Genomic DNA, 12782 nt, shown 5'->3' with positions numbered 1-12782 from the left:
ACATTCCCTTGATTATTTTTGATTTTATCATAAATTTACAGAAAAAGACAGAGTATTTTTCCGACTTGGAACCAGATAAATACTCTGTCTTGAAAAATAATAAAATCCGCATTGTTACTGCCAAAATATTCCCAGTTCTCTTTCGAGGCCGATTACCGGATCAGGCCGTATACTGTCCTGCCAGCACAGTCTTTCGCACTCTTTTTCTGACAAAAAAGAAACATACTGCCTGAAGCACAATGGTAAGTGTCCAGGATGCCGGATAGGAAATAAAAAGAAAATCCAGGGATCTGTGAGTGGGAAATACCAGATAGATCCAGATAATTCTCATTCCAACTGTTCCGATCACAGAAAGGATCATAGGTACAGCAGAATAACCCATTCCGCGCAGCGCTCCCGGAAAAAGATCCATAATGCCGCACAGAAAATAGGGAACTGTGGTAAAAGCCAGGATTTCCAGTCCGCAGGCTATCACATCTGCCTCGCTTGTATAAATCCTGAGAAGACCGGAGCCAAAAAACCAGGCTCCAAACCCCAGACTAAAGGAAACTCCTACGCTAAGGATCATACAGTTTACAAGAACTTTATCCATTCGTTTCAGTTTTCCTACTCCATAATTCTGACTGGTGAAGCTCATACATGCCTGGGTAACCGAATTGACTGCAGCATAAAGGAATCCGAAAATATTGTTTGCAGCCGTATAGCCTGCCATGGCAACCGATCCAAAAGAATTTACAGAAGACTGCAGCATTGCATTGGAAAAATTGATAACCGTACTTTGAAGCCCTGCCGGGATGCCTACCTGAAAAATCTGCTTCAGATATTTCCATTTTATGGTAAGCCTGGAAAAACGAAGCTGATAACTGCTCTCTGATCGATACAGACATCTTAAAACCAGAATACAGGAAATCATCTGAGCAATGATCGTTGCAATGGCAACTCCTGCTACGTCCAGGCGGAACTGAATCACCAGGATCAGATTCAGGACAGCATTGACGATTCCTGAAATGATCAGAAATAAAAGCGGCCTCTTGGTATCTCCCACAGATCTTAAAATAGCTGCCCCGTAATTGTACAGCATAAAAAACGGCATTCCGATAAAATAGATCCGCATATAAAGAGCTGACTGATCAATGACATCTGCCGGAGTTCCCATTATCTCCAAAGCAAATCTGGAACAGCCCAGTCCCACAAACGCCATTGCAATGCCACTGATCAGAGCAAACATAATAGAAGTATGTACTGTTTCCGACATTTCCTTTGCTTTTCCGGAAGCATAAAACCGGGCGCTTAACACATTTGCGCCCAGAGAAACGCCAATAAACAGATTTGTAAAAATATTGATCAGGGCTGTGGTAGATCCCACAGCTGCCAGAGAACGGCTGCCACTGTATCTTCCCACAACCACAATGTCCACTGCATTAAACATCAGCTGCAAAATGCCGGACAACATCAGCGGAATCGAAAATGAAATGAGCTTGGGCATGATCGAACCATTGCACATATCAATTTCGTATTTGCTGTTTTTCAATTTTCTCTCCTCTTTTCCCTGTCTAAAATAAAATGTTTTTCATGTTCCTGTAGCAGTCTGTGACCGTCGGAAACAACGCTTCAGTCAGCCAGACTTCCCAGATAATAAAAGCCTTTACACTCTTCAAGTTTTACATTCACATAAGTTCCCAGAAGGCTTTCATCTGCCGGGAAATGCACCAGGAGATTGTACTGAGTCCTTCCTGTAAAGATTCCTTTTTCCTTGCTTTCCTCTTCTACCAGAACTTCCTGAACGCTTCCTGCAAAGCGGGAAGAACGGATTCTGCCCTGCTCCTGTACAAGGGCAAGAAGCCGGTTAAAGCGATCCTTTGTTACATCTGCCGGAACCTGATCCTCTTTGGCTGCTGCCGGAGTACCGGTACGCTTGGAATAAATAAAGGTAAAGGCAGTATCGTATCCGGCCTTTTTTACCACATCCAGCGTTTCCTGAAAGTCTTCCTCCGTCTCTCCCGGGAAACCTACAATAATATCCGTTGTAAGAGAAATATCCGGAATGGCAGTACGGATTTTTTCTACCAGGTTCAGATATTTTTCTTTGTCATAGCGGCGGTTCATTTCCTTCAGAACACGGCTGCTGCCGGACTGAAGGGGAAGATGAAGGTGATGACAGATTTTTTTGCTTTTAGCCATAACCTCAATCAGTTCATCAGAAAGATCTTTTGGATGAGAGGTCATAAAACGGATTCTCTTCAGTCCCTCCACCTGTTCCAGCATGGTAAGAAGCTGTGCAAAGGTCACCGGATTTTCCAGAGTTTTTCCGTAGGAATTTACATTCTGTCCCAGAAGCATTACCTCGGAAACTCCGTCTGCCACAAGGCGCTCCACTTCCTTTACAATGGCCTCTGGTTTACGGCTTCTCTCTCTTCCTCTTACATAAGGCACAATACAGTAGCTGCAGAAGTTATTGCAGCCAAACATGATATTTACACCGGATTTAAACGTATAGTTTCGCTCTGTAGGAAGATCCTCCACAATCTGATCGGTTCCCTCCCAGATATCTACAATCTGCATATCTGATAACAGCATATCATAAAAAAGTTCTGCAAATTTAAAAATATTGTGAGTTCCAAATACCAGATTTACAAAAGAATAAGTTTTTTTGATTTTTTCTACTACCTGAGGCTCCTGCATCATACATCCAAAAAGAATGATCTTCATATCCGGATTCTGATCCTTCAGGCTGTGAAGATGCCCCAGACGTCCGTATACCTTCAGGTTGGCATTTTCACGGACTGTACAGGTATTGTAAATCACAACATCTGCTTCTTCACTGTCCTGACGGACATAGCCGATCTCGTCCATGATTCCGGCTACGGCTTCCGACTGTTTTTCGTTCATCTGGCATCCAAAAGTAGTAAGACAGTAAGTTACAGGACGCCCCATAGCCTGGATCTTCTGTTCTGTCAAAGCTCTGGCCAGTTCGATAAAAGAACGCTGGCGTTCTGTTTCATTCTGCATTTCTTTTGCTTCTGTATCTTTTATCATAAATATATCTGCTCCTTGTTTCTTTTTTATTTTTCTATGATACAGGAATTTTATAATTCTGTCAAAATTTTTACAGTTATTCTAAAATAGCAAAAATATGTCAGTATCCGCCCGGTATATTCGATGTTGAAAAAGCAAAATATAATCCACTGGAAAGCTATTTAAAGTTCACCTACAGAAAAAATATATTCCAGAGGAATCGTATAAATCTGTTTATATCTGTTCTCAAAAAGAATACGTTCCTCTTCACCCAGCCCGGAGGGAAGTTCTATCCGAAAAGAGGGCTGATGGGTAAGCTCCGCATAGTATCTTTCCGGGGTTCCCTCTCCCTGTATCTCATGATCTTTTTTCTGTTGTTCCAGAGAAAATTTTTCCATACAGAAGCCTGCCTGTTTCTGAAAATGTCTTGCCAGTCGGTAGCTTTTTTGATTTGTTCCAAAGGACTGAGGCTGCCGAAAATATACGATCCGTTTATCTGCCTGCCCGAAAGAGAAAAATCCTTTTCCCTGATATTCCTGCAAAATACGCACCAGAGCCTTTGTTTCATTTTCGCTTGCCGGTTCGTGATAAATTCTCATTTTCCTGTAATAGCTTGTGGGAAAATTTTTCTGAAGGTTCATTCCCCGTGCATTACAGAAATACTCTGTACATATTGTTTCCTGCATGCGAAGCATCTGCCGATAAACAGGATTTCTTATCACCGTATATCCTTTTTCATAGATTTCATATCCGTCAGGATTCAGAAGGGGAATAAAACATATTTTCCATGCAGAAAGAAGTTGTTTCATATCATAAAGGTCTTCCAGTATCCATCCACATTCCCATGCCCGACAGTATTCCTTTGCCATACGGAGCAGACAGGACGGCATATGTCGATCCGTTCCATTCAGTCCGCTGACGCAAAAAATCACCTGATCACCCTGCCCAACCTCGATCATTGGGATCATCCGTTCGTCATGACTGTTTCCGATTACCCGGAACTGTGCAATTGTTCGGTATCTCCGGGCAGTTTCCCATAGTTCGTAATATAAACTTTCATAGGCAAAAATTTCTGTTTCTGTCATCTGCTTGTCCCCCTGCTGTTCATATTGAATATATATGAAAAGAGACAGGCTTTTAGACCTGTCTCTTCTTTATGGCGTACTCTGTCAGATACCAACAGAAGTTCTGTCAGATTTCTTCTTTTTTGCGTTTCCTTACAATCACATATCCGCCTGCCAACAAAGATAAAGCTGCCAGAACTGACATGGTTCCAACCGGAGCTTCATCTGCTGTGGAAACAGCCGACTTGGAGGTGGATCCGGAATCCTTTTCTGAAGCCGCTTCTGTTGCTTTGATATCTGCAACAGAGCCTCCGCCTGTTCCGTCATAGTTCAGACCGTCATCCGGATGTTCCTTGTTATAATTGTCAATATAATCTTTCCATTCGGCATCCGAAATTTCTGCTGAACTGAAAGATGTTTTCATATATTCGACTACATCTGTACTTGTCCATTCGGTGCCGTTATAAGTCTGTTTCTGGAAAAAGATATAAAGAGGATAGGTAGCTGCCTCCCGGATTCCCTTTTCCTGAGAGCCGATTCTCCATGACTTGTTTTTTGTTCCGTTCACAGACATGGACCAATACAGCGGAATCCATCGTTCATCACCGGAAACCGGATTGGTATCGTTCTGACCTGCGCCTACCACCTGGAAGTCATAAAATTTTCTCGGGAAGAACTTAAGCGGATTTTCAAGTCCTGTCACCTTACTCTCTGTAACTTTATATTTACGCGGTGCTCGGGTAGTTACAGTAGGTACGACTTGCCCTGGCCGATTTTTCATATTCAGTTTTATTTGCAAATAGTCTATATATCCGTTATCTTTCGCTTTTGCAGCAACAATCAACCAAGAATTTTTTTCAGGAACATTTTTAGCTACAACTTCAAATGTTGTATTTTTATCTGCCACTCTCGTCGCTTTACTTTCATCAATTTTCTTTTCAATTTCCTCTTTACTTGTTCCTTCATCTACAAAAAAATAATACCATTTACAATCCCTTGTAGTGGATACTTTTACATTAACTGTATTGTGATCACGCCATTTTTCACTATCACTTTGATATCCTAAGAAATCCACATAATTATTCCATTCTTCATCTGAAATTTTCGCAGATTGAAAAAAGGTTTTTACATATTCAATAGTATCTGTATCTGTCCATTTAGAATTACTATAAATTTGTTTTTTAAAAAAAACATATATTTTATGTGTTCCAGCAGTTTTTATACCCTTTTCAGATGAAATGTTCCAAAATGTTTGTTTTTCTTTATCGTTTGGTTTTTCCTTTGAAGACCAGTATAAAGGCTGCCATCTTACATCCCCTTCAGTGGGATTTGTATTATCCTGTCCCGCACCTATAACTGTAAATGAATATGCTTTTTTGGGAAAGAATTTTAATGGTTTTTCAAGACCAGTTATTTTGCTATCCGTTACAGGACATTCATCTGTTTCAGTCCCCTTTTTTTTCAATACAGCGCTCAGTCCGTCCTCACCCAACACAACTGAGTAATCCTGTGTATCATAAGCCAGCTGTTCTGCCGCTGCCTTAAATTCTTCAGGAGTAACGTTGGTTTCGTCGGTCTTTGTCCCTGCTTTTGCCACAATTTTTTTATCAGCCGGAGCTGCTGCTGTCAGAGAGATGGAAGAACCTGTCAGCACATCTGTCACAACAACTGATGCATCCTGATCCAGATAAATGTTTGCTCCGGTATTCTCTTTTATGGTAACTGTGCCCTGTACAGCAATATCCATATTACTGTAAACGGCTCCTACGGCTCCGGTATTTCCGGTAATTGTGCCGCCCATCAGCACAATACTTCCACCGTTGTTGGAAACAGCTCCGCCTTTTGCAGTAGTATTATTTCCGGTCAGGGTAACTCCTGCTGAAATCCCCAGACAACCGGAATCGCTGACGTCTGCCAAACTTCCCTCTGAAGGTTCTTCCACACCTTTTCCATTGTTTCCGTCTACAGTAAGGTCGAAACCGTCTTTTGCAGAAAGTTGAAGCTTACTGTTCTGTCCGGAAACTGTAAACATGTTTCCGTTAAATACTGTTCCATCCTCTTTCTGCTCTCTGCGAATGGTGATTCCCGGAGCTGCTGCAACAATACTGACTCTTTTTCCGGAAACGGAAACAGTTTCTGACAGTACCAGGCTGTCTGTGATCTCGATCACAGTAGGTTCCTGAGCGCCGCTTTCTATGGTTGGAACAGCATCCACTGCTTCCTGAAGTGTTTTATAGTAAGTTATGGTTTCCTGATTATTTTCACCTATGGTAGTAATAGAAATACCAGTTGTTTCAGCCTCCAGTGTTTCAGGGGCTGCTGAAGGGGTTGCCTCCGGTGTTGTTTCTGTTTCCGGCGCCTGGGTAGGCTCTGCCGGCGTCTCCGGAACTGCCGGAGCCTCTGTCGGTTCTACAGGAGTTTCCATAGGCGCTTCCGGAGTTGCTTCCGGTGCCTGGGTGGGCTCTACCGGTGGTGTCTGACCTTCCTCCTGAGGAATCTCACCGGAATTTTCACCCTCCGTTATCTCAGATGAAACCGCGGGAATATCATTTTCTGCTGCCAGAGCAGCAGAAGGAACAGTTCCTGCAGTCATGGCTCCAGCCAAAAGAATTGCAAATACCTGTTTTTTTCTCATTTAGTCCTCCTATCTTACGGACGTATCTGACCATTTCCGTAAATAATATACTTAGTAGTTGTCAGAGCAAGAAGTCCCATAGGCCCTCTGGCGTGAAGCTTCTGGGTACTGATGCCGATTTCCGCTCCATATCCAAATTCACATCCATCTGTAAATCTGGTGGAAGCATTAACGTAAACTGCAGCAGCGTCTACCTCGTCCAGGAATTTCTGTGCATGTGTATAGCTGTTTGTGATAATAGCCTCTGAATGGCCTGTGTTGTAACGATTGATATGCGCAATGGCTTCCTCTACAGAATACACTATTTTAATAGACAGTATGTAATCCAGATATTCCGTTCCCCAGTCCTCTTCATCAGCAGGAACAGCGCCCGGCATCAGAGACAGAGCTTTCTGATCCGCACGTATTTCCACATGCTTTTCACGAAGCTTTTCTGAAAGTACAGGAAGAAGCGCTTCTTTTATACTGTCATGTACAAGAAGAGATTCACAGGCATTACATACTCCAACTCTCTGAGTTTTGGCATTTATGATAATATCTGCCGCCATTTCCAGGTCAGCTGTTTCGTCTACATAAATATGACAATTTCCGGTACCTGTCTCAATAACCGGAATGGTGCTCTGATTTACCACTGCCCGGATAAGTCCTTTTCCGCCCCGTGGGATCAGCACATCCACGTATTCATTCATTTTCATAAATTCCGCAGCAGTTTCTCTGGAAGTATCCTCGATCAGCTGTATGGCATCTTCTGTGATGCCCTGAGTCCTTAATGTTTCACGGATACATGCGACAATTGCCTGATTGGAATGAATCGCATCGCTTCCGCCTTTCAGGATCACAACATTTCCTGTTTTGAAACAAAGTCCGAAAGCATCGGCAGTTACGTTTGGACGCGCTTCATAAATAATTCCGATCACTCCAAGAGGTACTCTTTTCTGTCCGATCAGAAGTCCGTTGGGACGCTTTTTCATTCCGGTAACTTCCCCAATGGGATCTTCCAGATCTACAAGCTGGCGAAGTCCGTCTGCCATTCCTTCAATTCTTTCTCTGGTAAGAAGGAGTCTGTCCACCAGTCCTTCCGGCATATGATTTGCCTTTCCGTTTTTTACATCTTCTTCGTTTGCTTTTAAAAGAGTTTCTGAACTTTCAACCAGATGATCTGCCACAGCGGCAAGCACCTGATTTTTTTTATCTGTAGAAATCGTGCGGAGAGCAGTTTCTGCATCCTTTGCACGTTTTCCAAGCTGAACAAGCATTTCTTTCATAATCTGACCTCCTGAATTTTAGCCTCTCAGGCACTGTTTTTCTGTTACAATAATCTCAGGTGAAATATCGGTAGGCTCTGTTGGAACCTGGGGAAGAAGCTGAAATTCAAAAGCTGCTGCCACGCGTTTTATCCGGGGATGTTTTTCCAGATACCGGTCATAAAATCCGCCTCCATATCCAACTCTGTGGTTCTGTCTGTCAAAGGCAACGCCGGGCATGATCATCAGGGCATCCTCCCACTGGACAATCTCTCCTGACACCGGCTCCGGAATACCATAGTATCCCGGTTCCAGCTGTGCAAAATCTGTGAGTTTATAAAAAATCATATCAGTTCCCTGCACCTTTGGCACAGCGATTTCTTTTCCGTCTTTCCAGGCTTTTTCAATCAGAAAACCTGTCATTACTTCATGATTGTAATCTGCATAAATAAGAATTCTGTCTGCAGTCTGATATTCCGGAAGAGCTGCGATATTTTCTGTGATCTTTTTGCTCCATTCCTGTATTTCTTTATCAGAATGTGCTTTTCTCTCTGCAAAAATCTGTTTTCTAATGGCTTTCTTTTCTTCCATATTTTTCACCTAAGTTCGTAACGCTTCCATCGCTTTCTTTAATATCAATATTGTCAAGCTGACTTCTTAAATTCATGCGGATGGTTGCAATATATTCTTTACGGAGAGCATCTCTTTCCTTTTTTTCTTCTTCTGTAAGACCAACGCTTTTTGCCTTATGGGCAAGTGTATTGATACGGTCGATTTTTATGTTATCCATGTTTTTTCCTCATATTATATAATAGTAGTATTTATAATCCCTCTCCAGGGTCTGTTGTCTATCCTACGATTGCAGACGGGTTGTCGGTTCCGACTACAGCAGTTTTTCTATATAGTCAATCAGATAAAATTCCTCTTTTTGATTTCCAACAAATAAAGTTCCGTAATTACGGCCTTCCATAACCTTGTGTATCACGTGAAAATCTCCGCCGTTGGCGATCACCATATCGGCTCCTGCAGCTGTTGCAATCTCTGCAGCCGTAAGCTTTGTTGCCATTCCTCCAGTTCCCACTTTGCTTCCCGGTCCTTTTCCCATGCTTTTCAGCTTTTCATCCAACTTTTCTACTGTATCGATAAATTTTGCATCCGGATTGGTATTGGGATCATCTGTAAACAGACCGTCAATATCCGAAAGCAGGATCAGAAGATCCGCGCCGATCAGAGCTGCGATGACTGCGGAAAGCGTATCATTATCGCCAAAGGAATCCAGTGCTTCCAGTTCAAAGCTTGAAATAGAGTCATTTTCATTGACCACAGGAATGGTATTCAGTGTCAGCAGTTCCTCAAAGGTATTACGGGCATGCATACGGTTCAGGTTATTGACCATAGTATTCTTTGTCATAAGGATCTGGGCTGCCATCTGATTATATTCGGCAAAAAGTTTCTGATAGATCATCATAAGTCTTGCCTGACCTACTGCGGAACACGCCTGTTTTACTTTCAGCTCTCCAGGACGTTCATTAAGTCCCAGCGCGGCAGATCCCACCGCAACGGCGCCTGATGTTACAAGAACCACATCCTTTCCCTGATTGTGAAGGTCACTGATCTCTCGAACAAGCACTTCCAGCTTGCGCAGATCAAGTCTTCCTGTTTCCTTGTGGATCAGGGAGGAAGAACCTACTTTGATCACAACACGTTTTTTGTCTTTTAATAATTCCCGGTAATTCATTGTTGTCTGTCTCTCCAAATCTGTTTTGTCTGTTTTTATCTGTTGATGCCAAGAGCTGCCAGGGCCTCTGCCTGTTTCTTCTCCATCACTTCCGCCTCTTCCGGCTCCATGTGGTCGTATCCCAGAAGGTGAAGCATGCTGTGTGCAAAAAGAAAGCTGAACTCTCTTTCTGTACTGTGCCCGTATTCCTCAGCCTGAGAATATACACGATCCACAGAGATCATAACGTCCCCCAGCAGAAGCTCGTCTGTATCCAGGTCAAAATATTCATCCTGATCCTCAATAATAGAATAATCTGCAGGTGACGGAAACGGAATCATGGGAAAAGAAAGCACGTCTGTAGGCGCATTGATATTTCTGAACTGGGCATTTACTTCCCTGATCTCCTCGTTATCCGTAATCACAAGATTCACGCTGACCTCATAGGGACACTGCTCGGTTTCCAGGATCTTATGTGCCACACGATTGGCAAGCTCTGTGTAATCAATGTCCAGTTTTTTTTCTGTTTCATAATCTATCTGAATCGTCATGATTTTTTCTCCTGACTGCGGCGGGCTGTACGTGGCTTCGCCGGCTTCTGTTTTTTCTCATATTCGTCGTATGCCTGCACGATCTGCTGAACAAGAGGATGACGCACAACATCCTTGCTGGTAAGCTGACAGAATCCGATATCCTCTATTTTTTTCAGAACCTTCATGGCAACATCTAGGCCGGAAACCGCATCTCTGGGAAGATCCTTCTGAGAAGCATCTCCTGTAATAATAACTTTTGAGCCAAAACCGATACGGGTCAGGAACATTTTCATCTGTGCAGGCGTAGTATTCTGCGCCTCGTCAAGAATAATAAAGGCGTTGTCAAGAGTACGTCCTCTCATATAGGCAAGAGGCGCAACCTCTATCAGCCCTCTCTCCATATTTTTTGCAAAGCTGTCTGCCCCCATGATCTGGTAAAGTGCATCATAAAGAGGGCGGAGATATGGATCTACCTTACTCTGAAGATCTCCGGGCAGAAATCCCAGCTTTTCTCCTGCTTCAATTGCCGGACGGGTCAGAATGATACGGCTGACTTCTTCGTTTCTGAACGCAGTAACTGCCATTGCCATTGCAAGATAGGTTTTTCCTGTTCCCGCAGGCCCTACTCCGAAAACAATCATTTTTTTGCGGATCTGCTCCACATATTCCTTCTGTCCCAGAGTTTTGGGTTTAATCGGACGTCCCTGTATGGTGTTACAGATAAAGTCTTTATCAATTTCTGTAAGAACCTCGTTTCTCTGCTCCATGGCAAGAGCCAGTGCATAACTGACGTTCTGTTTTGTAATGGTATTTCCTCTCTGCGCCAGAACTACCAGTTCGCCGATCAGTTTCTTTGCCTGGGAAGCGCTTCCCTCAGTTCCAAGTATTTTCAGAATGCCGTCTCTTGATATCAGAGTAACATTCAATGTTCTTTCGATCAGTTTCAGATGTTCGTCGAACTGCCCGAATACATTCCCTTCCAGATCAGCCGGAATTTCCAGATGCAGTTCGATAATACTGTTAGCCATTCTCTGTTGTCCTTTCTTTCGGTTGCTCCAGTATTTCCACCGGAGTTTCCTTTCCGATTTTTTCAATGATCTCCAGATTTCCTCTGCTGATACAGGTTCTGTGATCCACATCTATTTTAACATTATTTGCAGATATTTGAACCCCCTTTTCCATTAATTTTTCTTCATAATCCTGAAGAATGGAAAAAGCCTCTGCTTTTGCCTCTTTTTCTGTACGCATAAGCTTTTTCTTCCGGTACCGGTTCATAGTAATGCGTCCAGTAGAAACAGGAAGCTTAAAATTCTCGGTAAGCTTCACCGGAAATTCCTCTTTGAGAGTATGCCACCCGTTTTTATGTTTTTCTCCCCATTCCAAGTATAGCCTTCCAATCTTTAAAAAACCTCCAGTTTCCTGAATATTTTCTCTGATTTCCGTTTCATACTCCAGGGGCAGTTCAGCATAATAAGGTAATTTCCTTTTTATGTAAATATCTGCATCTGCATGAACATACTCATAGCGGGTCACTTCCTGACTGTCATTTTTCAATTCAAGACAGCCGGAAACCAGGATATCTCCTTTTTTACATATTTCCCCTGGTCTGATCTGTGGTACCCCGGCTCTGGTAATGATCCTTACTACTGTTCCGGCTTCTGTGGCCGTCAGATTGCAGGATTCTGTTTTTTCTTTTTGCTTCTTATTTCGGAAATCCCCTTCTTTTACTGTAATGATAAGCTGTGTTCCCTCAGTTCTTGCAGACACCCAGGCAGTCTGAGGATATTCTTCCCGGATGGCAGACGCAATGGCATTACAGTTTACAGAACCTTTTTTCATGCCATGGGAAACTCCCTGGACTTCCAAAAATTTCAGGATTTCCGGTGTACTGTTTGCCCTGTTTCCCTCAATATGGATATTCCAGATACGTCCGGAAAGGATTAGGAGAAGCAGCCCAAATGAAAACATGCCGAGAAAAAAAGCTTTTCTTTTTGCACTTTTTTCCATCCAGAAGGGAAGCCCGTGCTTCTCCAGAATATGTATCCTTACTTTTGTTTTTCTTCGTATTGATCCCAGCAGGAAAAAATGGCTGACAGAAAGAATACAGGAAAAGCTGTTATCCTTATTTTGCTTCAGATCCCGAACCACGATCCCTCTTGCCATACAGAGATTAAAAAAACGTTCTGTCTGTCCTCCATGGATAAGAATTTTTACATATCCATTCAGAAAACAAAGGATTTTTTCCATAGATTCCTCCTACCGTTCCGGCACCACCCGGGAAATTTTTCCTGTAATTGTCATTTCTTCCATGGTATACCAGGGAATTTCCAGATTTTCCCCAGTAATTGTCAGCTTTCCCGAAAAGGTACTGATTATGATTTCATCCTCTGTCAGTTTCAGAATACTGCGGTAATTTTCAATGACAGCCTGGCTGCATCCTGTCAGTGTGACTACCGTCTCTCTACAGGCAAGATCTCTGGGAACCTCAAGAGCAGTCAGAAAACCTTCCCTGAGATGTTTTCTTTTTTGCTGAAAAAACAAAGCATCGTCCTCCTCTGGCTCCCGCGGGCACAA

At 43.0% G+C, this 12782-nt stretch carries 12 protein-coding genes; all 12 read right to left on the bottom strand.

What is annotated here, in order from left to right; translation table 11 throughout:
• Nucleotides 1-160: 160 nt before the first annotated feature.
• Entirely contained in the window at nt 161-1504 is a 1344-nt protein-coding gene (locus LU279_RS07200) for an MATE family efflux transporter (protein WP_274421945.1), read from the bottom strand.
• Between the two features lie 107 nt (nt 1505-1611).
• Complete coding sequence (gene miaB, locus LU279_RS07195; protein ID WP_274421882.1) at nt 1612-3036, bottom strand: tRNA (N6-isopentenyl adenosine(37)-C2)-methylthiotransferase MiaB; 1425 nt, start codon at nt 3034-3036, stop codon at nt 1612-1614.
• Nucleotides 3037-3197: 161 nt separating this feature from the next.
• On the bottom strand, nt 3198-4100 hold the full coding sequence (locus LU279_RS07190) for a M14 family zinc carboxypeptidase (RefSeq protein WP_274421880.1): 903 nt from the start codon (nt 4098-4100) through the stop codon (nt 3198-3200).
• A 106-nt stretch (nt 4101-4206) separates the two neighbouring features.
• Entirely contained in the window at nt 4207-6714 is a 2508-nt protein-coding gene (locus LU279_RS07185; RefSeq protein WP_274421878.1) for a hypothetical protein, read from the bottom strand.
• Nucleotides 6715-6728: 14 nt separating this feature from the next.
• Nucleotides 6729-7979 (bottom strand): glutamate-5-semialdehyde dehydrogenase, encoded by a 1251-nt coding sequence (locus LU279_RS07180; protein ID WP_274421877.1) that lies wholly within the window; start codon nt 7977-7979, stop codon nt 6729-6731.
• Nucleotides 7980-7997: 18 nt separating this feature from the next.
• The gene (locus LU279_RS07175) at nt 7998-8549 is read right to left on the bottom strand and encodes a 5-formyltetrahydrofolate cyclo-ligase (protein WP_274421875.1); all 552 of its coding nucleotides are present in this window, start codon (nt 8547-8549) and stop codon (nt 7998-8000) included.
• The gene (locus tag LU279_RS07170) at nt 8527-8748 is read right to left on the bottom strand and encodes a DUF896 domain-containing protein (RefSeq protein ID WP_274421874.1); all 222 of its coding nucleotides are present in this window, start codon (nt 8746-8748) and stop codon (nt 8527-8529) included. Before LU279_RS07170 ends, LU279_RS07175 begins: the two co-directional genes overlap by 23 nt.
• A 93-nt stretch (nt 8749-8841) precedes the next feature.
• On the bottom strand, nt 8842-9696 hold the full coding sequence (proB, locus tag LU279_RS07165; RefSeq protein ID WP_274421872.1) for a glutamate 5-kinase: 855 nt from the start codon (nt 9694-9696) through the stop codon (nt 8842-8844).
• 35 nt (nt 9697-9731) lie between these two features.
• Entirely contained in the window at nt 9732-10226 is a 495-nt protein-coding gene (gene ybeY, locus LU279_RS07160; protein ID WP_274421871.1) for an rRNA maturation RNase YbeY, read from the bottom strand.
• Nucleotides 10223-11236 carry a PhoH family protein gene (locus LU279_RS07155; protein ID WP_022067688.1) on the bottom strand — a complete coding sequence of 338 codons (1014 nt, stop codon included), beginning with the start codon at nt 11234-11236 and terminating at the stop codon, nt 10223-10225. Before LU279_RS07155 ends, ybeY begins: the two co-directional genes overlap by 4 nt.
• Nucleotides 11229-12455 (bottom strand): sporulation protein YqfD, encoded by a 1227-nt coding sequence (locus LU279_RS07150; protein WP_274421869.1) that lies wholly within the window; start codon nt 12453-12455, stop codon nt 11229-11231. The genes LU279_RS07155 and LU279_RS07150 overlap by 8 nt, the downstream gene beginning before the upstream one ends.
• Before the next feature lie 9 nt (nt 12456-12464).
• Nucleotides 12465-12749 carry a YabP/YqfC family sporulation protein gene (locus LU279_RS07145; protein ID WP_274421868.1) on the bottom strand — a complete coding sequence of 95 codons (285 nt, stop codon included), beginning with the start codon at nt 12747-12749 and terminating at the stop codon, nt 12465-12467.
• Nucleotides 12750-12782: the final 33 nt, after the last annotated feature.

It is taken from the genome of Blautia sp. XA-2221, assembly GCF_028767025.1.
Taxonomy (GTDB): domain Bacteria; phylum Bacillota; class Clostridia; order Lachnospirales; family Lachnospiraceae; genus Blautia_A.
Note: the sequence above shows the minus strand (reverse complement) of the source record. Positions and strands in the feature narration are given on the sequence as shown.